This is a genomic window from Sinobacterium norvegicum (assembly GCF_923077115.1).
In the GTDB taxonomy this organism is placed as follows: Bacteria; Pseudomonadota; Gammaproteobacteria; order Pseudomonadales; family Sinobacteriaceae; genus Sinobacterium; species Sinobacterium norvegicum.
Map to the genome: position 1 here is coordinate 501,123 of NZ_CAKLPX010000002.1, position 21,458 is coordinate 522,580.

Here is a 21,458-nt window from a genome sequence, read left to right on the forward strand (position 1 = left end):
TTATGACGGTAATCCACATCAATCAGAGGCAACTGGCTAATCGCTGGTGTGTCAGCGAAGCTACTTTAGAGAGGTGGCGCTCGGAAGGTATAGGCCCTCAATATTTAAAGCTTGGGGGCCGGGTAATGTATCGAGAGCAAGACATCGAGGCATACGAATCAAGCTGCTTGAGGCAGTCGACATCGCAGCCTGTTAAGGATGGAGTTAACTCCTAGTGATGGCATTAAACAAATTGACCAGTTTAAGCTGGTCGACTCGATTTACTGGTGTTTTACCGATATTCGGATTTCCCACCACTACCGCTAACGTTTGTGCTCTGGATATGGCTACGTTGATGCGATGTTTGTCGAATAGAAAGTCTAGCCCACGAGGTGATTCGCTGGCATCGCTCGCACACATGCTCAAGAACACAATTGGGGCCTCTTGGCCTTGGAACTTGTCGACACTGCCCACCTTGGCTTGCTCGCCTAATGCAGCGCGTAGCTTGCTGACTTGGTGATTGTATGGAGCGACAAACAAAATGTCGTTCCAGTCTATAGCCCGAGTTTCGGGAGCTGACTTTCCTGTATGAAAAGTCCTGCCTATCAAAGCGTTGGCGAGGGACTTTATTTCAGCTACTTCCTCATCGGAAGCTTGAGTGTTGCCTTCATGCTCGACTGGCACAAATGTAACACCAGCATCGAAGTTAAGTGGTCCATCATAACCGGCAGGCACCTCAATAATTCGCTTATCGTTATCAGGATGTGACTCCAGTTTATCTTCGTAAATATGCTCGCTGATGAAGCGGTTGACCTTTGAGTGCATTCGGTAGGTTGTGCCCAAAAACACGCCCATGTCGTCGGGTATGGTGGGTGTTTCGTGTAAAAGGTAGTCCAATACAGAAAGTCCGCTGTCGGCCGGGTGTGTGCCCTGTGAAGGCTGGCCAAGTTGCATCTGGTCGCCCATCAAAATAAGGTTGCTTGCACTGCGACTCATGGCAATTAAATTGGCAACCGCTACTTGCCCCGCTTCATCGACAAAAAGATAGTCCAGCTGATCTGTCATATCTTCTCGGGCAAAACCCCAGGCTGTGGTGCCAACCACACTGGACGGTTGGATATGATTGACTAGCTCATTGTTCTTCAAAATGGCTACTTCGTAATCGACTAGTTCTGGCTCATTATCTTTTGTACAACAGAAAGTCGCAGCGATGCCTTCTTCTTTGCAGTATTTTGCTGTACTCAATAACAGGTTGTTGATCGCCTTGTGACTATTGCTGGCGATACCTACTCGTGCACCTGATTTCATCAGTTCAGCAATTACATGTTTTCCGGTATAGGACTTACCAGCACCGGGAGGCCCTTGAATAGTTAAATAACTGGATTCAAGATTGCTGATCGCATGAATGATTTGTTGAAGCCTTTCTCCGGGGGCGTGACTTGGGGCAATAGGACCTTCGTTGTGTCCATTTATCCTGGGTTTAGATCGTGATAGAAAGTCGATGATGGCTGATTGGCCAGGAATCAGCTGCCCACTTTCGTATTCGCTAACACTTAGGTCAATGGCTTGCGGAATCGGATTCGGATTAACGTACTCATCCGGCACTAACGATATAATCGTTGGTGGTTCCTCTTTTGATTGCAGCACGATCAGTCCATTTTCCAGATCGCTTTCATCTCTGACGAAAGTAACCTTCGCAGTGTTCCCATCTTCCGTTTCAACCCCCAATAAATAGAATTGTTTTTGTGCACCCTTGAATTCCTGGGAGGGATCAAAGCGATATTCATAAGCCATATTGCGCGCTCGTGGCGTAGGTTTAAAGGGCTCACGCTCAGTTCTTTCACAACAGGCCAAGCAATCTAGATCGTCCATTAATTCAATATGACTTAAGCCAAGCCTTTCGAATAAACGCCAGAATATGGGTTTCGCTTCTCGTCGATGAAACTCTAGCACCCATGCAAGGTTTTCAGTTAATGCCGCTTTTCTTGGATCGGACTCAAGCTCAGATAAAACCCGCTCAAGAAGACGATCACGCAGCTGCGTTCGTTCTGTTACTTCTTCTTTGACATCAGGCTCGGTGACTTCGGTTTTACCCTTATAGTTTATGCCATGATTCGCTTGCTGTTGTCGCAACCAATCGACCAGCTCCTGGGTTGAGTCGCAATCATCAATGTTGTAATCCCTGATATCGTTTAGGATTTTAGATGTTTCCCAGGTATCACCCTGTTCGCCTCGTTGGTTAAGTTCTCGCCATTGCTCATAGACCACAACCGAGTCACCGCCATTTCCAACTTCAGTTTCACGCTTTCCGCGATAAAGATGCTCGACATTCTTGATTGAATACCGAGGCTCGCCTAACAGGACGCCACCTTTAACAATTTTGTAGAGGTCGACGAAAACCTCGTTGCGAAGTAGCTGATCAACTTCATATTCACATACACCATACCGCCCCATCAATTTGCGACAGGCTGCGATTTCATAGTTGGCGTAATGGTAAATATGCATTGTTGGGTCTCGCTGCCAACGCTGGTAAACCCAATGAATGAAGTCTTGGAAGCATTGCTTTTCCTGCTCAGGATTATGCGCCCAGAAATCGATGAACTGTCGATTACCATTGTCATCAAAGTAGGTGTTTCCCCAAAGGTATTCCAAGCCACCTTCATCGAGCGGATAGCCCTCAATATCAAAAAACACATCCAGTGGCGATTGTGGTGGAAGTAACGCTAGTCCTATTTTCTCATCAGGCGCTGGCGTTATAATTTCAAACTTAGGAATGTCATCGCCTGCGCTGCGTTTTTGAATGGCAGCTTGCGCTTTGAGCTTTTCAAGAACGGCAGGGTTGAAGCCAGGTACATGCTCAACTGTTGAATCTGTAAGCTCTTGCATTGTATTAATACCAGCCTGGCGCAGTTTTTTTATCTGGCTCTTGGTAATGGTGGCGACTTGAAAGAGATGGTCTTTTTCTACTAATAACGCTTCGGCAAAATTACTCCAGTCACCCCAGTTTTTTGATTCGGCAGGATCAGGCCTTTTACTTGGGTCAAAGTTTTTTTGATCAGTAACAAATGAAGATTTTAGTGTTTGATAATAATAGAAATAATCTTTGGTTCGCAGGCGTTCATGATCGCCATTCCCTAAGGCAACGGTAATAAATTCGGGCAAACGGCCCTGCATGGATTCGAGCATTTGTGCGTAACAACATAGCTGAATAACAAAGGTTGGCTTCAGCTTGTTGGCCAGTTTCGTATCCCAAACTTCGTAATGCCAATTACCCAGTAAGCTAGGTTCAGCGCCTTCAGCATGCTGAACTTTGACGAGAAAATCTGCATACCCACCAAATGGCACTAGCTGCAATCGAGCCTGTACGATGACATCAACGCCTTGGTGCATTGCTTCAAGCGTGCTGGCCTGCTTTTCATCTGCTGATTTGCCTTCAATTTTGACTACGGCGAGGCCTTGTTCAGCAAAGGTCGTTTCTAGCGCATCCTCGTGCGCATAGCCTTTCTGCGCGAGGGAACTCATCAAAGCATCGGCTGGGTCTTTTTCTGGCGCCTGGTCTGGGTATTCAATCGAAAACCGATCCATCCAAGAGGCAAAAGGACTCTCCATGTAGCGAGTCAGACCTGAGGGGGAGAAATGAAACTGTCCGTGTTGTTTATACATGATAGTTAATGCCTTTGTTATTCATGCCTAGCGCTCAAGCCAACGAAGCATTGTGTTATTCAGGGTTTCTAATGCTGATTTATGTTTATCTCTTGACATCTTTTGTATGTTTAGCAGTTTCCATTGAACTGCTGGTAAGTTTTGTATCTGGCTATGAGGCGACAGGCTCCAGTCAGGCTCTCCAGATTTAAAAGAGTATAGAAAGTCAAAATCTGACTGAGTAAACTGCGATTTTAGTGACTGCAGCATAAGGCTTGGGACTGTTTGAAGCTCTTCTAGTGATACGGGCTTAAATGTCATCCCATCGAACTCGTTGTTGAATACATCACTAATATCCTTCCATCTGGGGTTCATGACCTCAGAAATTGGACGGTTATGCGATAGCAAATACGCCAAGAACCCGATAAATATGTCTCGGTCAATGCCTCGAGATTCGAGTAATACTTTTACATCGAATAAGTCTCTTGGATGTTGACGATCCATTGCCGCACACAGCTTTCCGCCATATAGGTCAGGGATTGAGACAGTATTTATAGTTGCAAAGCCAAACTCATCTTCCACTTGCTCAATAACATCGCAGTAGGTCGCGTCATGTAAAGCACCTCTTGCAACTGGTGAAACTTCAATTTTTATTTGTGCGGAGTCTTTTGCCATACCAGCGGACTCAACAATAATCCGCATTTCGTCAGGCTTATTATCTTGTATGGTTGCGTTGAATTTTTTTGTTTGATTTAAGTTATCTCTTATATTGGCCAATGACGCTCTAACATTTTTTAGCGCTTCCACTCTTGGCTCTAAAGGCAAGTAAGCCAAATCGATGTCTACTGATAACCTCGGGAAATTATTAACAAACAGATTTATTGCTGTTCCGCCTTTTAATGCAAAACAGTTTTCTTGGGCAACATAAGGTAAGCAGTTTATAAGGAGCGCCACTTGTTTGTAGTAGGGGGAATTTTTGTCCATGTCGCGGTCTCTTTATTGTTTATGCTCTTTCGTTAGAAATGAATCTGGAACTGTTATTTGGTATCGATGGTCGAGGGTGCCTCCAGCGACAACTTGCCGTTTTCCAGCTCCTAATTTGATTTGTGATTCGTCGATGCGTGATATCCATGGGTGCTCATAATAGTTTGCAAGAAAAAGAAACAGCCTATTTGTTTTTATCGTCTTACTTCTGTTGAGTATCGACTGTACTTTTCTAGGGCTTAAACTCGTTAGTCCTTGGAAAACTTCAGCTGCGTGTTCAAATGATATTTTTAAAGGTACAGAATTTAGTAGCTCAAAGGCCGCAAGTTCCGCTCGGCTTGCTTTCAGCTGAGTATCGTTTATTTCGATCTCTGTTAGATCTGATGGATCGTCTTGAAGAAGTTTGTTGCTTGTTACAAATAGCCAGTTTGGTGTGCTTTCTTGAGTCTCTGTTGAGAATTGAGATGAGTATTCAGGAAATGCTCTAAACCACTGAGGTAGAGGCGTTTGGGGGGGAACTTCAAGCCATATGTTTTTTTCATGCAGTTGAAGATAATGAGACTTCCCCTGATACGTTAAACTCGTAAGACCTGCTATATGGACAGGAACATTAAGCTGCTTTTCCAAGCAATCGAGGGCGTTATGCCATGACGGCGACTTTCCGGGGCGAGCATAAACACCCGAACGCAATTTAGTGAGCCAGCCATTTTTGACGTACTTTTGTGCTAACTGTGGGCTTACTTCATTCTTGCTTAGCCAAGATTGCAGTATCACATTGCCAGGAGCGGTATTTTGTATGAGCCAGTTTAACTTTAATGACATAGTTATACCTAGGGTTTAACTTTAGCATATATATTAAACCAGTTTGTAAAATATGCAATAGTTAAACCCTGGGTTTAACTATTCGCTTTATTTTAAACCTTTGCGCTATTAGCCAGCATGATTTCAGCTAAACGAGCAGTCTTTGTCTTTGCTGGTTCCACAACCTAGGAGGATCTACTGCCAAATCAAACAAGGTCACGGTCGGTGGCAGTTGGTCGTCAAGAATGGCCTCGACGATATCTGGCGCCAGTGTAGTCAGGTTAACCATTCGGCTCACGTAGCTGTTGTCGACGCCTTCTTTCTCTGCAATATCTTTAAGGGATTTAGCTTGGCCGGTTTCTAGCATAGCGAGCCAGCAATGGCCGCGTGCTAGAGCTAGCTGCAATGGCGTTGGATCAGTATCCCATGGCCTGGGCTCATGGGAGGAACCATCTGGTAGAGTGATTAGTTGTCGGCCGCTTCGGCGTTTTAAATTGATAGGCACCGAAATACTGAGTTGGCCATTACTGGCTTCAACAACGCTTGAGTCACCTGACTGACTCATTTCAATTTTAAAGCCGCTACCCTTGTTGTTCACCCCATCCTTGGGGTTCACCGCTTCGCGGCCCGCAGAGCGGTCCAAATTATTTCCAGAAGAATTTGTCATGCGACCTCCTGTTTAGCTGAGTCAGTAATTTCTAAGGCAAGTCGTTCTATACCATTTTCCCAAAGGCGAATATCAATATTGTCTGGCTTGACGATGATTTTTTCGACCATCAATTTAATGATGCGAGATTGCTCATCAGGGAATAATTGCTCCCAAACGTTATTGATCTTGTTAAGCGCGACGGTAACTTGGGCTTCATCAATATCGTAGTTTTTCTCCTGTACGATAGATGCAACCTTTTGAGTAACGGGCGGTGCTTTGAGAATACCTCTTATTTGTTCAACTACAGCTGATTCTAGCTCGGCTGCAGGGATTCTAGGTAAACCTGATGCGCCTGAATATTCCTTAGTATCGCGAGTGCTAATGTAGTAGCGATAACGTCGGCCACTCTTTTTCTTAGTTGAGCTCCAAGTTGTCAGCGCTCGGCCATCTTCGGCGAATACCATGCCTTTCAGAAGGAATGGTATTTTAGCGCGAGTATAATTGCCGCGCTTATGGCCATTCACTGCGAGTATGGAGTGAACATCGTCCCAAAGTTTTTGATCAATTATGGCGTCGTGCTTGCCTTGGTACCATTGATCTTTGTGCCTGAGTTCGCCGAGGTAAGTACGATTGTGCAGTAGCTTATAGATAAGGCCTCTGTCGATTGGTTTGCCAGGGCGGAAGCGCCCGTCTTGAGTTGTCCATGATTTGCTGGTTGCGCCTTCTAGTCTTAGTTCTTTGTACAATAGTGTTGTTGATCCGATCTCTGTAAACCGTTTAAACACCTGTTGAATTAATTTCGCTTCTTTTGGATTAATGACCAGATGTCGATCTTTTACGTCATACCCCAGCGGTGGGATGCCGCCCATCCACATGCCTTTTTTCTTGCTGGCGGTAATCTTGTCTCGAATACGCTCACCGGTCACCTCTCTTTCAAATTGTGCGAATGAAAGGAGAATGTTCAGCATCAGCCGACCCATTGAATTAGTGGTATTAAATTGCTGAGTGACCGACACAAACGAAGTGTTATGTTGTTCGAACACTTCAATCATTTTGGAGAAGTCAGTCAGGCTTCGCGTCAATCGATCAATTTTGTAAACCACCACGACATCGACTTTGTCATCCTGTATATCTTTAAGTAATCGCTTCATCGCAGGGCGATCCATGTTGCCGCCTGAAAATGCAGGATCGTCATAATCATCTTCAACGGGAATCCAACCTTCTGCTCGTTGGCTGGCGATGTAAGCATGGCCAGCATCGCGTTGTGCATCGATTGAGTTGTAATCTTGATCCAGGCCCTCTTCAGTGGACTTTCGTGTATAGACTGCACAGCGAAGTCTCTTTTTGATTTGTTCTGACATTATTTTTTACCCCGCTTTGTTTTCTTCTCATGGTTTTCTTTTCTTAAGCCAAAGAACAATGGTCCAGACCAGCGGGTGCCAGTAATTTCTCTGGCGACAACCGAAAGACTTTTATAAATACGGCCTTCAAATTCAAACTGTTCGTCGTGGGTGACGGTAACCTTGTGTTCCTTTTCTTGGTAGATGCGGCTTAGAACAGTTCCTGGTATAGGTTTTGGGTATCGATCTCGCAGAGGCTTCTTGCCTGTATTTACGATGGCATTAATACGCCGATCGTTTTTGTCGGCAAAGTTTTGATGTGCGCGCCTAAATTCGACTTCTTGCAATCGAAAAGCCAAGCGCTTCTCTAGGAAGGATCGAATATGGGTTGGTGGTTCTTTGCGGTAAAGTTGTCGCCACAATGATTTAATTTCGTCCATTGTCATATCTGATAGTTGGGCTATTTGCGCAACTGCTGACGATGATGGTTCGAATATGATGTTTGAGCTCATTTTTCCTCCGAAGTGTTGGCGTTCTCTGTTTCACCATGAACGCTTCGGTAGGCAGACATAGCAAGTGAAACATTGCTATCTGAGTCCAATAATTGTGCCTTTTTTGAATGGGGTGCTCTAAGCCTGATTATGCCTTGAGCGATGATGTTAGCGACCTCATGAACGCGTTGCTCGGGGGGCATTCTGTGCGGAGATAATGGGTTTGTTTGTTGCATTTGCTTACCACTCTAAATGTTCAAAATACTGTTGAATATTCTGTGTTTAGAGTGGCGAAATGGCCATCAGGTATATGCGGGCTTATGCGTAAGTGATTGGGGTGTCACTAAAAGCTCAAAGAATAATGGGTGTTAATTCTTCCAGAACGGAAGCTCTTAACTTGATGACATCTTTATCGTTGAGGGTTTTATCCTGTTCAATTTTTTCGAGGTATACATGAATTGCATCAATCAGCTCAGGGGATGTAATCAATCCATTGTAATCGGTTATAAGTGATTCAAAATGATTGAAACTCTGCCTTTGAAAGCGATCTTTATATTCGTCAATCATTGCTCCTTTTGCTTCATGACCGGTAAAAGGATCCAGCATTTTAGGCATGTAGACGATATTCCAAGGTGCGGTAAAGGCGAATACGTTTTTGGTTCTGCCAAAAATATGCGAGATTTGATAATTCTGGATTGGCTCATGTTTACTGCTTTTTGTCTTTGAATAACCCGTTAAGTCCCGGATCAATTTTGTTGGTTGAGCATTATTGGTTGGATCAACGGTAACTTGGTTGTTCGAAAGGACATCAGCATAGAATGCTTGAAATAAATGTGTGCCGTTTGAATTTCGTCCAAAGCCGCGAATAAATACCTGCTGGTTGTTTTGAATTCTATGCTTCAACTCTTGCCAAGCCACCTCGGCTTTATCCAAAGGGGCGTAAATGGTTTCACTTAGGCCGAATTCGAAAAATTGGTCTTTCGAAATATAGCCTTGTGAGAAAAAGCGTTCGTAGGAGTCTCGCATAATGGTTAGTAGGGATTCTGTCCGTTGTTAATAAAGTTAGTGTACGAATCAGTAAGCAGCTCATCTTCTTCGCTGAAATCACCCGGGTCGCTGTATCCGCCTGCATCATCTAGAACAAGGATGGTTAGGGTCTTACGGTACTCCTCAGAGTAAATGCTGTGCTCGATAACTTCTTCGCCGGGAAACCAAATATCTGGCCCATGCCTGACGCCATTTCTAGCTTCTGCTGAATACTGCTCTTCCGCCGCTAACGATAATTCTGGGATTTCAACACAGTTTTTCTTTGTGGCGAAGTAACGGCCAGAACGAAAAGCGCTGTTGCTCGATTTTGACCAATGCATAAAGCCTTCTTCAGACAGCAGGCCGATAGCGCGTTTCTTTGTGAAATCGAGCCACTTTAGCACTGCCGCAGTTAACGATACGCCGTAGCGATTAGCACAGTGCTGCATTAGGTCGATACTAAATTTTTGACCATCGGCTTGTGCGCGGAAGTCGTGGTTAGGCATCAGTAAGTTGGCGGCGAAGGCATTAGCTTCTGCTTCGATATCAATACCTTGTTGGTTTTCGTCCAGCATGTCTTCTTCGCCACATTCGAACTTGGTTTTGTTCAATGCTTGCCGGTGAACCATGTAGTGGCCCAATTCATGTGCGAGAGTGAAATTTGTTCTCCCTGGATGGACGACGTCGGTGTTGTAGAAAATAGCCCATTCGTCTTTGGCGTCATGTTTGACTAGCATTCCATCGATCGAAGAGCCCATGCTACCGCCATTAACTGCAGTAATTGGGTCCTGGTTAAATGATGGCGTGAGGTCTTTTGCCACCATTTCCACATTGACAGGAAATCGAACAGGCTCGGGAAGCGCCGTATCTAAAAGCCGAGTAACTCGGTTGGCTTCCTTGTGAGGGGATTTTTTCTCTGACACTACTTCTTGCTCCATGCGTCTATCATATCCATTATTCGATCTTGGTCCCCTTTGTCGAGTTGTCCCAGCTTCCGGTAAAATACTTCTTTTTCTAGATCGTCAGAGACTTCTGTTTGTGTGTCGTCAATCAGATAGTCAGTTGTAACATCCAGTGCTTTGGCTATAGCGGCTAATTTTTCGGCAGATGGGCGTTTTACACCTTTATTTTCAATCTCCCAGATATAGCTTTTCCCTGAACCTATTTTCTCCGCAAGCTGTTCTAATGTAAGGGCTTTTTCTTTGCGGAGCTCTTTAATTTTGGCCCCTAATACGTTGGCCACGGCATTGCCTCCTTAGTGAATCGCGTAAAAAGTTCATTATAGACTTACTTTTTTTACTTGAAAAGAAATATAAGCGCCCATATTATATAAGTTCGCTATCTTGAACTTTCTGTAATTGAATGCCGAGAGTTTGCCGTTTATCGCTTATATTGAGGAATTGTGCCTATGCCAATCGTTCGTAACTTTATCCGCCACTCATCAGCTCAGGGGCTGCATGAGTATTTCACCAACAAGAACATTGCTGTTTCTGGGGTTGACTGGTCGCAAGATCAAGCCACTGTCGCCAGTAATGTCATCCAATTGTTGGATCATCTGCCAGCTGAGGATCAGGCTCGATTGAGGATTGATGCCGAGCGCATAAACCAGATGGCGGACGAGATTGGTCAGGCTGCCTTGCTAAGCGCGGTCACCAATACTTCACAATTGAGTCAGATGGAGTCTGCGCTGGAACGAAGTCGCTGGGTTTACCTCCACGAGCCGGATAGGTTTCGTCATGCCGAGGATATTCGTTATGCCGATCAATACCGGCATGGCCGCAATTGGAGCGGTTACCAGCTCCCTCCATCTCTGCCATTGCATACAGATCAGGTGTCACTGAATACCTTCAAAGAAAAAATGAAGTCACTGTTTGGTCTGGGCGACAAGGTCAAGGTCGAGCTTTTTGACCGCTCGTTGCTGGATGACGACGGGAATGATGTAGATGTGGTGCAAGTGATGATCTACCAGGAAGGTCTGCCAGATGCTTACCTAGAGTTTGAAGGTGATGAGGACATTGTCTCCCGCATTCGTCGACCGGTATCGGAGCATGCGATTACCTATTCACCGGACTCTGGGACCATGGAGATCGTCGCTGCCAAACGGGAGCGTCGCGAGGAAATTGCCAAGTCTTTCACTGAGGATTTGCTCAAACAGACGGTCGAAGCGGATAAGGTTCCACTTCGGCAATATTGCCTCGATCCGTTATTGAATGGTCATGGGCTGGATTGGGATCTCGACGACCATATTGATTCGGTTCAGCTGGTGATGTTGAAGTTGAAAGACCTCTCGGGCGATGGCCGCATCCAGATTGAAGTACCTGCTAAAAACGAGGTAAATTTTCACGACTACTGTAGAGAGCATTTCAGTGATTTTAATCCGCTAACCTCTAAGTCTTTCGCGCCAATCCAGGCGGTCATAAGTATCCGTTTTCAACCTGAACAAGGATCAAATCGCAAGAAAGTCCTGCCCGTAAAGATTTCTTTGCCTAATGGTTGTGATCTGCGCAGTCGCACTGAGCGGGAGCGATTAATTGGTGAGAAATACCTTAAGCAATGGGGGCTAGTACGGGAAATAAACCCATGATTCCTTCCTCACTTAATATCAGCAGAAGCGCACTTGAGCTTCTATTTGATTTGCTGAGTACACCGAAAATGGAACTGTCTGCAGAGCAATTTAAGTCTCGGCATGAATACAGAGAGCTGTTGGCCGCAAGATTGTTAACGCCAGTCAGCTCAACGCCAGTGTCTGTATGCATTGATGGACGTGACTACGACATCATCCCAAATGCTACCGGTCCAGGGTTTGGTTATTTTTCCGCTGGTGCAGGCTGGGTGAATGTGCCGATGGAGGATTTACAACGCTATCAGGTCGACTCTTTGCGAGTGTTTGCTGTTTTGCGCAATTGGTTGGACATATCTGATCGGTCGCCAATAGCGAGCTTACAGCACGATGTCATTTGGGACTTGGGTGATACCTGGGTAGGTAAAAGGAAGCTCGCCGTTTTGTTTGTACGCAGAGCCCATCTTCCCGTATCCATGCATCTACTAAGGCAGGCTTTGCAGATATTTCCTAGACGTAAATCGGCCATGGTGTTGACCGATTTACCATTTCACCACTTTGGTCCAGATCTCCCGGGGGAGCCACTATGCACTGATCTGATGGGCTTGATTTCTCCTGGCGAGGAGGCGGTTAGCACAATCGACAAAGAGTTAATTGCTGACTTGCTTGGACTGGGGATTCCTAAGCGAAACCAGAACGGCCCGGTGTATTGCTCTGAAGATGGGGGGGAACTGGTGGTGAATGGAGAAACCTACAGGTTCAATGGATTGATTCATCGCTCAATCATTCGCCAGCTATACGAGGCTTGGCAAGGTGGTGAATCTCGGGTCAGGAAAGAGGTGCTGCTGGAAACGGCAGAGTCAAGGTCAAACACAATAAGCCAAGCATTCAGTGGTTGTAAAAACGAATGGCGAAAGGTGATTGACTACGGAGACGGTTGTGGCTGGTTGAAAGTTGAGTAGATCCATAACTTACAGCAAAAGGCTGGTGTCATTCGTGGCATCAGCCTTTTTTGGTTTTCAGGGCGCAGAATTTATCCAGCAGCTAAAAATCACCAAGAAATTATCCCTTCCTAACCTCTTACCTAACTTCCCCCTAAACGGATCCTAACCTACCGAAGCACATCATTACCTCACGTTTTCGCAATAACCATCAGGAGTGCAACGTGAGTGTAAATCATATGAACCAACGGCAATTAGCCAACCGCTGGGGCGTCAGCGAAGCCACATTGGAGCGCTGGCGCTCTGAAGGCATCGGCCCCGTTTTTCTCAAACTGCAAGGTCGCGTGATGTACCGCCTCGAAGACGTCGAGGCCTATGAACACGACTGTCTTCGCAAGAGTACCTCTGAGCGTGTAGCTGGAGGTGACGCATGAGTCTTTCTCTAGAACAAGCACAAGCCATGAGCATCGGCGAGTTGGCAGGTATGACTGCTGCTGAATTGATGCGTGTTCAGGCTGAAGCGGCCAACTACCTTCGCAATGCCAAAGAACTTAAAGACTGGGTCGATGGCGCAATTGCCATGAAATACGACCCAAAAGTTAGTGAGTTAAGAACTCAACTTGGCAAAGACACCGGAACTGTCAACTTTGATGACGAGGGTGTGCGAGTGTCATCTGACCTTCCGAAAAAGCCTGTCTGGGACCAATCGCAATTATCTGAAATCGCACAGCGAATTTCTGCCAGTGGCGATAACCCAGCTGAATTCTTGGACATCACTTACAAGGTGGCTGAGCGCAAATACACCGCTTGGCCTGAAAACCTTCGAACCGTTTTTGAACCCGCTCGGACATTAAAAACCGGCAAGCCCACCTTCCGCCTCAGCCATGCAAAGGAGCAATAATCATGACGATTTTTACCAAAGAAACCAATTTTTTAGAGGCTTTGCGCAAGAGCAGTTTTTCATTGGAAAGCCTGCCAGATGCTATTTCCATTCCTGATGTATCTGACAATGGAGAACCTGAATCTAAGGCGTTGCTTCTAGCGACCGTTGATGATTTGGCCTTTGCACAGCAGGGTTTGAATAAAGAGCTCAGTCGCATTGTTCAGGAAATGGACTCGCTACGCCGAGTGCATGACATGGCTCGGGGTTACGGTGCCAAAGGCGCCGACTACGCGCTTGAGTTTCTGCGTGAACATGGGGAGGTGAAGTAATGGCCTTTCCAATCATTACGGCCGATCAGCGATTGGCAGAAAAGCGCGGGATCAAAGGCTGCATTCTTGGTCCATCAGGCATCGGAAAAACCAGTTTGTTGTGGACGGTCGATGCAGACAAAACCTTGTTCTTCGATTTAGAAGCGGGAGACCTAGCTGTTGAAGGGTGGTCTGGCGATGCGATTCGACCACGTACATGGCAGGAATGTCGTGACTTTGCGGTGTTTATTGGCGGCCCAAATCCTGCGCTACGGGATGAGCAGCCATACAGCCAAGCACACTATGAAGCAGTCTGCGCTAAATTCGGTGACGTTAGCAGCATTGATAAATACGACACGGTGTTTATCGACTCAATAACTGTTGCAGGTCGCCTCTGCTTGCAATGGTGCAAGGGACAACCTCAGGCGTTCAGCGAGCGAAGTGGCAAACCTGATACGCGTGGTGCTTATGGTCTTCATGGGCAAGAGATGATTGCTTGGCTGACTCATCTACAGCACACCCGTAATAAGAATATCTGGTTTGTTGGCATCCTCGACGAAAAAGTCGATGACTTCAATCGTAAGGTTTATTCACCACAGATTGATGGTTCAAAAACGGCTCTAGAGCTGCCAGGCATCGTTGATCAGGTCATCACACTTGCGGAAATTCAAAGTGATGATGGCCAGAAATATCGTGCCTTTATTAACCACACCCTAAATCCCTATGGCTATCCAGCCAAAGATCGCAGTGGGCGACTTGATGTTATCGAGGAGCCACACCTAGGTCGACTTATGGAAAAAATTCATGGGCCAGTAACACCTCCGTCAGATCGCCTGACCTTTGCTCGCCCAGCACCTATCGAAACCCAAACCAATACTGAAGAAGGAGCTCAATAATGACTACTTGGAATGATTTTAACTCGGCTGAAGACCAAAACAATTTTGACGTAATCCCAAAAGGCACGCTGGTAAAAGTGCGCATGACGATTCGACCCGGTGGCTATGACGATGCTTCGCAAGGTTGGACTGGTGGTTACGCAAGCCAAAGCATGACCACTGGCTCTGTTTACTTGAACTGCGAGTTCGTAGTGCTCGATGGTCCATACGCGAAACGGAAAATGTGGAGCCTCATTGGTCTTCACAGCCCTAAAGGTCCCGAGTGGGCAAATATGGGAAGAGCGTTTATAAAAGGGATCTTGAACTCATCGCGTGGATTGCATCCTCAGGACAACTCACATCAGGCTCAACAAGCACGTCGCATTCAAGGTTTTGCCGATCTTGATGGTATTGAGTTTGTTGCCAAAGTTGAGATGGATAAGGACCAAAATGGTGATGATAAAAATGTCGTTAAAACCGCAATCACACCAGACAATAAAGCTTATGCAGGCATCGCGGGTGAACCGACACAAGCATCAGCTTCGGTACAGCAATCTTCTCCGGCCCAATCTACCTCAACTGCTCCAACTGGTCGTCCCAGTTGGGCGCAATAAGGAGGTCGAATTATGTTATTACGACCTCGTCAAAAACTGTTTGTTGAGCGCAGCCTCGCTGCGCTTAATAAGCACCAGAATACATTGGGGGTGGCGCCTACGGGCGCCGGTAAAACCATTATGTTATCCGGTGTTACCGGTCAATGGCTGGAAAACGGAGATGCAAAAGCCTGTGTGCTAGCTCATCGAGATGAACTAACTTCTCAAAATGCTGCCAAGTTCAGCCGAGTGAATCCCAGCATCGCCACTTCAATCTATGACGCTCAGGAAAAGTCATGGGCGGGACAAGCAACCTTTGCCATGGTGCAAACGTTAGGACGTGAATCAAACCTGAAGAAAATACCAACGCTAGATTTGTTAGTTATCGACGAAGCGCATCATGCAGCTGCACCCACTTACCGAAAAATCATTGATAGCGTTCGAGATCGTAATCCTGATGTCGCTATTTTTGGCGTAACGGCAACGCCTAATCGAGGTGACAACAAAGCATTACGCCCTGTTTTTAGTAATGTCAGTGATCAAATTACGCTTGCCGAATTAATTCAATCAGGGCATTTGGTTCCACCGCGAACTTACGTCGTTGATGTTGGTACTCAGAGTGAACTGTCACAGGTGAAGCGAACCGCCGATGATTTCGATATGTCGGCAGTCGATGCCATCATGAATAAAGCACCGATCACTGAAGCAGTGATTCGTCACTGGAAAGAAAAAGCTCATGATCGTTCTACCGTGGTCTTTTGCTCTACCATCCATCACGCCAAAAATGTAGCTGAGGCATTCTCATCTTCTGGTGTGAATGCCGAGGTTATTCATGGTGAGCTATCAAGCGAGGCGCGCAAAGCGGCGCTGTCTCGTTTCGAATCCGGGGAATCTCAAGTTGTTGTCAATGTAGCAGTGTTGACTGAAGGCTGGGATTACCCGCCGACCAGTTGTGTGATTTTACTCCGGCCAAGTTCCTATAAGTCGACTCTGATACAAATGATTGGGCGTGGCCTTAGAACCATTGATCCCAATGAACACCCTGGTGTGGTGAAGAGTGATTGCGTGGTACTCGACTTTGGCACCAGCACCATGCTTCACGGTTCATTAGAGCAAGATGTAAATTTGGATGGACATGAGGGCCATGGTGAGGCACCTCAGAAAGAGTGTCCCGACTGCGGAGCGATGGTGCCTGCGGCGGCAAAAGAGTGCTCCTTATGTGGTCATGTTTGGGAGCGAACTGATACCGATGACAAAGTGGATTTAGCTGACTTTGTGATGTCTGAGATTGACCTGCTTAAACGCTCCTCGTTTCGTTGGTGTGATTTGTTCGGTGATGATGCGGCATTGATGGCAACAGGCTTTGAAGCGTGGGCCGGAGTGTTCTTCTTAGCCGGTCATTGGTTTGGCATGGGCGGAGGGAAAAAGCTCCCCGCACGTTTGTTGGCCATGGGTGAGCGGACTGTTTGCCTGGCAGCAGCTGACGACTGGTTGAATGATCATGAAACGGAAGATGCCGCGAGCAAATCCCGTAAATGGTTAAACCAGGCTGCAACTGCTCAGCAACTTCGATATTTACCTCCGGCCTATCGACAGGACTTTGGATTAACTCGCTACCAAGCATCATGCCTATTGGCGTTCCAGTTTAACAAGCGTGATATCCAATCTCGAATTTTCAACAAAGTTGAAGGAAGGGAGGCCGCTTGATGTGTATTACCGATGTTATATATGCCACAAACCTCCACGCGGTTTCTGTTGGCTGGATCCAAATCGTTTCCAATCTTCTGAAAATCGGCGCGCAAGTTTTAAGCGCTTTTGTTCGAAGACCTGTCAGGACATTCACTACCAATTGCATCGCAAGGGGGTGGATGTGAACAGAACCGATTTAGAACAAAAAGCCGCTGAGTCTGTTTTAGCCCCACTTGCAGATTATGTGATGGCCGTAGGCATGGAAAAAGGCCTTGGTAGTTACAGCAAAGATGAAATTATTGGTTTGGTGGATACGGTCCTTGAATCTTATCACTGCACTTTGCAGGAGTTGTACAAAGACGAGGTGCCTTTCTGATGCTGGATTTTAATCATCAACCGACATTGTCTGAAAAACTCACCGATCTAATCGACAGTGCTTTGCAAACTGAGAACCAGGCACAAACGCCGCGCAATTATTTAGGCGCTTCTCGACTAGGCGTTGCGTGTGATCGAGCGCTTCAATATGAATTCACTAATACAGCCTTAGACGAAGGCAGAACATTTACGGGTCGCACTCTTAGGATATTTGCAGCCGGACATGTCTTCGAAGACTTAGCCATAAATTGGTTACGCCAAGCAGGGTTTAATCTTTATACAGAGACAGCGTCAGGTGGTCAGTTTGGCTTTGCTGCCGTTGATGGGCGCTTGTGTGGTCACGTTGATGGCGTGCTCGCTGGAGGACCTGAATCAATCGGTAACAGTTACCCTGCGCTTTGGGAGTGTAAATCACTGAACGCAAAATCATGGAAGGATACGGTAAAACGTGGCGTCACACTTTCCAAGCCTGTTTATGCGGCACAAATTGCACTGTACCAAGCCTACATGGAAGAGCAGATCCCAGGCATATCTTCAAATCCGGCTATGTTCACTGCGATCAACAAAGACACCGCCGAGTTGTACTTCGAGTGGGTGCCATTTAATGGTGAACTGGCTCAGCGTGCATCCGATCGAGGTGTGCGTGTCATTCAGGCGACTGATGCAGGAGAGCTCTTACCCAGAATCAGCAAAGATCCTACCCACTACGAATGTAAGTTTTGCTCATGGCAAGACCGCTGCTGGCAAGGAGGTGCGTGATGGAAAAAGGTAGCGACAAAGTTGTGTGGCTTGATTTTAATGACGCGCCCGATCAAGGCGTTGCACTCAAATCCAAGCATGATACGCGTGAATTAAAACAGCGACTATTGGGCTCTCTTCAAAACGTATTGATGTATTTGTTTCCGGCAGGAAAGCAACGCGGTAAACAATTTATTGTGGGTGATATTGAAGGTAATCCCGGTAAGAGTTTAGTTGTTGAACTGGAAGGCTCGCGCGCTGGCATGTGGATGGATTTTGCGACCGGTGAAGGTGGCGATATTTTTGATGCATGGGCGCGTGTGATGGGCATTGATGCTACGAGTCGATTTCCAGAATTGGTTGAGTCCGTTGCGCAATGGTTAGGAGTCTCGGATTCCCAAGTACAAAATTCTCACGCAGCCAAAAGTAAGTCTGTGAGTTCAACCTCAATACCAAAACAGGTGCCGACTGATGAGCTAGGTCCGGTAACTGGAAAGTGGGATTACCGTGATAGCCAAGGAAAGCTGATAGCTTGTATATATCGATATGATACTGCAGGGGGTAAAGAGTTTCGGCCGTGGGATGTCGGTTCTCGGTCAATGAAAGCGCCCGACCCCAGACCGCTGTATAACCAACCTCAGATACTTACGGCTAACCAGGTGGTTCTGGTTGAAGGTGAAAAAGCGGCCGATGCGTTGATTCGCTTAGGGATGATTGCGAGCACCGCAATGAACGGTGCCAATGCACCAGTCGCCAAAACGGACTGGGGGCCACTCAAAGATAAACACGTTTTGGTGTGGCCGGACAACGATGAGGCTGGCATTGAATATGCGCGCAGGGCATCAGAAGCGATTGCTAATGTAGGCGCCTCTTCCGTTGCTGTATTGCATATCCCAGATGGAAAACCAGATAAATGGGATGCTTATGATGCCATTGAAGATGGCGTGGATGTTTGGTCTTTTGTAAAAAACGCCGAGCGTACTGTCGTAAAAGATGAAATGCCAATCCCGATGCACTCATTGGGGGAGTTGTTGGCCGATACCTCACCTATGCCTGACGATTTAATTGCACCGAGAGTTTTAACGCCAGGTGGAATGATCGTATTTGGTGGCGCTCCGAAGGTCGGTAAAAGTGATTTTCTGTTGTCATGGTTAACACACATGGCAGCCGGTGAACCTTTTCTCGAGCTGACACCCTCCAGACCACTTCGAGTGTTTTATCTGCAGGCAGAGGTTCAATATCACTACTTGCGTGAACGGATACAGTCTATGGGCTTACCCGAACGTGTAAGTCGTCGTGCGGCAAATAACTTGCTGGTAACGCCTCAACTTCGTTTAGTGCTCAATGATCAAGGTGTTGAACAAGTGATTGAGGCACTGCAACGAGCCGCTGCACAGGGTGGTGTCGATATTCTAGTGATTGATCCAATACGCAATGTCTTTGATGGCGGTCCAGAGGGAAATAGTGAAAACGACAACAATGCTATGTTGTTCTTTCTGCGCGAGCGAGTTGAACAACTGCGGGATGCGGTCAATCCGTTAGCGGGTATTATTCTGGCCCACCACACTAAGAAGATTAGTAAGAAACAAGTTGAGGAAGATCCCTTTCTGGCGCTATCAGGTGCAGGCAGCCTTCGTGGCTATTACACCACTGGCATGTTGCTGTACCGGCCAGATGAAACGCGCACCGACCGCACTCTGGTTTTTGAGCTGCGAAATGGTCCGGGCTTGCCAGCAAAATGTGTCGACAAAAGCCAAGGCAAATGGATTGAGCTAGACGCTCATAGCGATCGACTGGTCAATCAAGACTATGGCGCCAAGCTCGATGCAGAGCGTCAGCGTAAACGCGATGTCATTGTGCAAATGATATTTGATGAGGCAGCTCAAGGTAGGGTCTATACCTCGAATCAATTTGCAGAATCGTTCGAAGGTCAAGCTGGACTGGGCGCCAATAGAACCATCAATGAACGCATCGCAGTTCATGCCACCAAGGGCGACATAAAGTTCTTCCGCAATCCAGAGGATTACAGCTTGCCTATGTTAACCCGCAGTAAATACGGCTACCTCTGTGTTGAAGGTATGACTGTTCCCGCATCAGAAAATATTGATACCGATACTGGTGAAGTCAAACAGGCTCACTTTGCAATCAAACCTACCCATTATAAATGTGCTCAAACCGGTGCGGTGCTCCCAGTCGAGAACCCGGATGTTTGGGTATACCAGGAGGAAATTAGCCATGAATCATGATCACAATAACGCCTCAGATACGGCTGTTTGCAGTCTGCAATCTGAACCAGTTTGCTGCAATCTGCAAACTACCCGCAAACTGAAAGTCAGCAATATCAAGGCATCCAGCCAGATTGCAGATTGCGGAGCCCAGATTGCGGATACCCCCTGCAATCTGAACACAAACCTAGTCAATTCAAGGGGTGTAGAGATAAATCCAGATTGCACGCAAACCCCCTCTCTCTACGAGAGAGGAGAGTCCCCTAAAGGGGAGGCTCTCCATCTCGGTGAGAAAGAGATCATCAATCGAACCTTACCAGTGGTGCTCTGCTTGGATTTGGGCACAACAACTGGATGGGCAATTCATTCCAAACAAGGCGTTATCACCAGCGGCACCATCAGTTTTAAAAACGATCGTTGGCAAGGTGGTGGCATGCGCTTTTTGAAGTTCAACCGTTTCTTGGGTGAGCTAAACGAAAATGCTGGGCCTATCAGCATGGTGTTTTTTGAAGAGGTTCGTCGCCACATGGGTGTGGATGCTGCACACGCTTACGGTGGTTTTATGGCGCATCTGACTGCTTGGTGCGAGCAACAGGATATTGCTTACGAGGGTGTCCCGGTTGGAACAATCAAACGCCACGCAACAGGCAAAGGTAATGCAAATAAAACCATGATGATTGAGGCTGCTAGGAACCGAGGCCACCTACCTTCAGATGATAACGAGGCCGATGCATTAGCTTTGGTCTATTGGGCTGTTGAGCAAAGACTGGGAGAGCAATCATGAATGAATTTACGCCAGAACAAATTGCTCACCGGTTCGAGGAGTGTGTATCAACACTGCGTAAACTACCTGGGGAACGAAGCCTTGGCTATGTGAGCTATTGGCCCGAGATCAAATACGATCAAAGAGAGCTTGGCAGACAAGAGGTTCAACCAATTCGTTTACGTCCAACGCCAGATCAAATCACTCGCATGGAGGAAACGCTGTCATGGATCACGTTTGTAAATCATGGCGAGCGAAACCTAATCTGGTCGCGTGCCTATCGAACACCATGGCGAGTGATTTCGCGTGAGACTGGTTTCCCCAGAACGTCTGCGCAGCGTTATTGGCAAGGGGCGTTAATAAAAATTGCGGAGCGGCTCGCTCAAGAGCAAAGACCTGCGTGTTAATGCCAAAACCCCCAGTGGGACAAAACCCCGTTTTTAGGCGAGAATACTTGCTAATCTCACGAGTGAACTGCACACAAGCCACGGCCTTTGACCGTGGCTTAGTTATTTCTGGCCCCAGAAAAAAATGGGTCCTTCCTGGCCATCGAATCGATGCGGGTCGCAAGGCCGCCGCATTTCGCTAGCGACAGC

General features: G+C 46.8%; 22 protein-coding genes. 13 read left to right on the plus strand and 9 right to left on the minus strand.

Annotation, left to right across the window (positions count from 1 at the left end; translation table 11 throughout):
• Positions 1-204 precede the first annotated feature (204 nt).
• The 9 genes from L9P87_RS11285 to L9P87_RS11325 all read right to left on the minus strand — a co-directional run bounded on the left by L9P87_RS11285 (position 205) and on the right by L9P87_RS11325 (position 10,155).
• On the minus strand, positions 205-3,642 hold the full coding sequence (locus L9P87_RS11285) for a TM0106 family RecB-like putative nuclease (RefSeq protein WP_237444848.1): 3,438 nt from the start codon (positions 3,640-3,642) through the stop codon (positions 205-207).
• Positions 3,643-3,669: 27 nt separating this feature from the next.
• The gene (locus L9P87_RS11290; RefSeq protein ID WP_237444849.1) at positions 3,670-4,605 is read right to left on the minus strand and encodes a nucleotidyl transferase AbiEii/AbiGii toxin family protein; all 936 of its coding nucleotides are present in this window, start codon (positions 4,603-4,605) and stop codon (positions 3,670-3,672) included.
• A 12-nt stretch (positions 4,606-4,617) separates the two neighbouring features.
• Positions 4,618-5,427 carry a type IV toxin-antitoxin system AbiEi family antitoxin gene (locus L9P87_RS11295; RefSeq protein ID WP_237444850.1) on the minus strand — a complete coding sequence of 270 codons (810 nt, stop codon included), beginning with the start codon at positions 5,425-5,427 and terminating at the stop codon, positions 4,618-4,620.
• A 127-nt stretch (positions 5,428-5,554) separates the two neighbouring features.
• Positions 5,555-6,073, minus strand: coding sequence for a hypothetical protein (locus tag L9P87_RS11300; protein WP_237444851.1), 519 nt, complete (start codon positions 6,071-6,073; stop codon positions 5,555-5,557).
• Complete coding sequence (locus L9P87_RS11305) at positions 6,070-7,416, minus strand: recombinase family protein (protein WP_237444852.1); 1,347 nt, start codon at positions 7,414-7,416, stop codon at positions 6,070-6,072. Before L9P87_RS11305 ends, L9P87_RS11300 begins: the two co-directional genes overlap by 4 nt.
• Positions 7,416-7,907: a DUF2924 domain-containing protein gene (locus tag L9P87_RS11310; protein ID WP_290368503.1), complete on the minus strand. Its 492-nt coding sequence runs from the start codon at positions 7,905-7,907 to the stop codon at positions 7,416-7,418. Before L9P87_RS11310 ends, L9P87_RS11305 begins: the two co-directional genes overlap by 1 nt.
• Before the next feature lie 330 nt (positions 7,908-8,237).
• Positions 8,238-8,912, minus strand: coding sequence for a hypothetical protein (locus L9P87_RS11315; protein ID WP_237444854.1), 675 nt, complete (start codon positions 8,910-8,912; stop codon positions 8,238-8,240).
• Positions 8,913-8,917: 5 nt separating this feature from the next.
• Entirely contained in the window at positions 8,918-9,850 is a 933-nt protein-coding gene (locus L9P87_RS11320; protein ID WP_237444855.1) for an ImmA/IrrE family metallo-endopeptidase, read from the minus strand.
• Positions 9,835-10,155 (minus strand): helix-turn-helix domain-containing protein, encoded by a 321-nt coding sequence (locus tag L9P87_RS11325; protein ID WP_237444856.1) that lies wholly within the window; start codon positions 10,153-10,155, stop codon positions 9,835-9,837. Before L9P87_RS11325 ends, L9P87_RS11320 begins: the two co-directional genes overlap by 16 nt.
• Before the next feature lie 165 nt (positions 10,156-10,320).
• Between L9P87_RS11325 and L9P87_RS11330 the strand changes: the two genes are divergently transcribed.
• The 13 genes from L9P87_RS11330 to L9P87_RS11390 all read left to right on the plus strand — a co-directional run bounded on the left by L9P87_RS11330 (position 10,321) and on the right by L9P87_RS11390 (position 21,269).
• A complete protein-coding gene (locus L9P87_RS11330) occupies positions 10,321-11,496 on the plus strand; it encodes a hypothetical protein (RefSeq protein ID WP_237444857.1) in 1,176 nt (391 codons plus the stop codon).
• Positions 11,493-12,434, plus strand: coding sequence for a hypothetical protein (locus L9P87_RS11335; protein ID WP_237444858.1), 942 nt, complete (start codon positions 11,493-11,495; stop codon positions 12,432-12,434). The genes L9P87_RS11330 and L9P87_RS11335 overlap by 4 nt, the downstream gene beginning before the upstream one ends.
• Before the next feature lie 203 nt (positions 12,435-12,637).
• A complete protein-coding gene (locus L9P87_RS11340) occupies positions 12,638-12,847 on the plus strand; it encodes a helix-turn-helix transcriptional regulator (RefSeq protein WP_068642664.1) in 210 nt (69 codons plus the stop codon).
• Positions 12,844-13,314 carry a hypothetical protein gene (locus L9P87_RS11345; protein WP_237444859.1) on the plus strand — a complete coding sequence of 157 codons (471 nt, stop codon included), beginning with the start codon at positions 12,844-12,846 and terminating at the stop codon, positions 13,312-13,314. The genes L9P87_RS11340 and L9P87_RS11345 overlap by 4 nt, the downstream gene beginning before the upstream one ends.
• Before the next feature lie 2 nt (positions 13,315-13,316).
• On the plus strand, positions 13,317-13,625 hold the full coding sequence (locus tag L9P87_RS11350; protein WP_237444860.1) for a hypothetical protein: 309 nt from the start codon (positions 13,317-13,319) through the stop codon (positions 13,623-13,625).
• The gene (locus tag L9P87_RS11355; protein ID WP_237444861.1) at positions 13,625-14,500 is read left to right on the plus strand and encodes an ATP-binding protein; all 876 of its coding nucleotides are present in this window, start codon (positions 13,625-13,627) and stop codon (positions 14,498-14,500) included. Before L9P87_RS11350 ends, L9P87_RS11355 begins: the two co-directional genes overlap by 1 nt.
• Positions 14,500-15,093: a hypothetical protein gene (locus L9P87_RS11360; RefSeq protein ID WP_237444862.1), complete on the plus strand. Its 594-nt coding sequence runs from the start codon at positions 14,500-14,502 to the stop codon at positions 15,091-15,093. Before L9P87_RS11355 ends, L9P87_RS11360 begins: the two co-directional genes overlap by 1 nt.
• Before the next feature lie 12 nt (positions 15,094-15,105).
• Entirely contained in the window at positions 15,106-16,779 is a 1,674-nt protein-coding gene (locus L9P87_RS11365) for a DEAD/DEAH box helicase (RefSeq protein ID WP_237444863.1), read from the plus strand.
• A gap of 163 nt (positions 16,780-16,942) precedes the next feature.
• The gene (locus L9P87_RS11370; RefSeq protein ID WP_237444864.1) at positions 16,943-17,137 is read left to right on the plus strand and encodes a DUF6511 domain-containing protein; all 195 of its coding nucleotides are present in this window, start codon (positions 16,943-16,945) and stop codon (positions 17,135-17,137) included.
• Positions 17,137-17,895, plus strand: coding sequence for a hypothetical protein (locus L9P87_RS11375; protein ID WP_237444865.1), 759 nt, complete (start codon positions 17,137-17,139; stop codon positions 17,893-17,895). The genes L9P87_RS11370 and L9P87_RS11375 overlap by 1 nt, the downstream gene beginning before the upstream one ends.
• Complete coding sequence (locus L9P87_RS11380) at positions 17,895-20,120, plus strand: AAA family ATPase (RefSeq protein ID WP_237444866.1); 2,226 nt, start codon at positions 17,895-17,897, stop codon at positions 20,118-20,120. The genes L9P87_RS11375 and L9P87_RS11380 overlap by 1 nt, the downstream gene beginning before the upstream one ends.
• Entirely contained in the window at positions 20,110-20,883 is a 774-nt protein-coding gene (locus L9P87_RS11385; protein WP_237444867.1) for a crossover junction endodeoxyribonuclease RuvC, read from the plus strand. The genes L9P87_RS11380 and L9P87_RS11385 overlap by 11 nt, the downstream gene beginning before the upstream one ends.
• Complete coding sequence (locus L9P87_RS11390; protein WP_237444868.1) at positions 20,880-21,269, plus strand: DUF6362 family protein; 390 nt, start codon at positions 20,880-20,882, stop codon at positions 21,267-21,269. The genes L9P87_RS11385 and L9P87_RS11390 overlap by 4 nt, the downstream gene beginning before the upstream one ends.
• Positions 21,270-21,458: the final 189 nt, after the last annotated feature.

Excerpts from the sequence above, each read along its gene's own strand:
- L9P87_RS11330 (WP_237444857.1), top strand. The coding sequence starts at position 10,321 with ATGCCAATCGTTCGTAACTTTATCCGCCACTCATCAGCTCAGGGGCTG.
- L9P87_RS11390 (WP_237444868.1), top strand. The coding sequence starts at position 20,880 with ATGAATGAATTTACGCCAGAACAAATTGCTCACCGGTTCGAGGAGTGT.
- L9P87_RS11295 (WP_237444850.1), bottom strand. The coding sequence starts at position 5,427 with ATGTCATTAAAGTTAAACTGGCTCATACAAAATACCGCTCCTGGCAAT.
- L9P87_RS11350 (WP_237444860.1), top strand. The coding sequence starts at position 13,317 with ATGACGATTTTTACCAAAGAAACCAATTTTTTAGAGGCTTTGCGCAAG.
- L9P87_RS11355 (WP_237444861.1), top strand. The coding sequence starts at position 13,625 with ATGGCCTTTCCAATCATTACGGCCGATCAGCGATTGGCAGAAAAGCGC.
- L9P87_RS11335 (WP_237444858.1), top strand. The coding sequence starts at position 11,493 with ATGATTCCTTCCTCACTTAATATCAGCAGAAGCGCACTTGAGCTTCTA.
- L9P87_RS11310 (WP_290368503.1), bottom strand. The coding sequence starts at position 7,907 with ATGAGCTCAAACATCATATTCGAACCATCATCGTCAGCAGTTGCGCAA.
- L9P87_RS11320 (WP_237444855.1), bottom strand. The coding sequence starts at position 9,850 with ATGGAGCAAGAAGTAGTGTCAGAGAAAAAATCCCCTCACAAGGAAGCC.
- L9P87_RS11345 (WP_237444859.1), top strand. The coding sequence starts at position 12,844 with ATGAGTCTTTCTCTAGAACAAGCACAAGCCATGAGCATCGGCGAGTTG.
- L9P87_RS11380 (WP_237444866.1), top strand. The coding sequence starts at position 17,895 with ATGGAAAAAGGTAGCGACAAAGTTGTGTGGCTTGATTTTAATGACGCG.
- L9P87_RS11360 (WP_237444862.1), top strand. The coding sequence starts at position 14,500 with ATGACTACTTGGAATGATTTTAACTCGGCTGAAGACCAAAACAATTTT.
- L9P87_RS11290 (WP_237444849.1), bottom strand. The coding sequence starts at position 4,605 with ATGGACAAAAATTCCCCCTACTACAAACAAGTGGCGCTCCTTATAAAC.
- L9P87_RS11300 (WP_237444851.1), bottom strand. The coding sequence starts at position 6,073 with ATGACAAATTCTTCTGGAAATAATTTGGACCGCTCTGCGGGCCGCGAA.
- L9P87_RS11315 (WP_237444854.1), bottom strand. The coding sequence starts at position 8,912 with ATGCGAGACTCCTACGAACGCTTTTTCTCACAAGGCTATATTTCGAAA.
- L9P87_RS11385 (WP_237444867.1), top strand. The coding sequence starts at position 20,110 with ATGAATCATGATCACAATAACGCCTCAGATACGGCTGTTTGCAGTCTG.
- L9P87_RS11365 (WP_237444863.1), top strand. The coding sequence starts at position 15,106 with ATGTTATTACGACCTCGTCAAAAACTGTTTGTTGAGCGCAGCCTCGCT.
- L9P87_RS11305 (WP_237444852.1), bottom strand. The coding sequence starts at position 7,416 with ATGTCAGAACAAATCAAAAAGAGACTTCGCTGTGCAGTCTATACACGA.
- L9P87_RS11375 (WP_237444865.1), top strand. The coding sequence starts at position 17,137 with ATGCTGGATTTTAATCATCAACCGACATTGTCTGAAAAACTCACCGAT.
- L9P87_RS11285 (WP_237444848.1), bottom strand. The coding sequence starts at position 3,642 with ATGTATAAACAACACGGACAGTTTCATTTCTCCCCCTCAGGTCTGACT.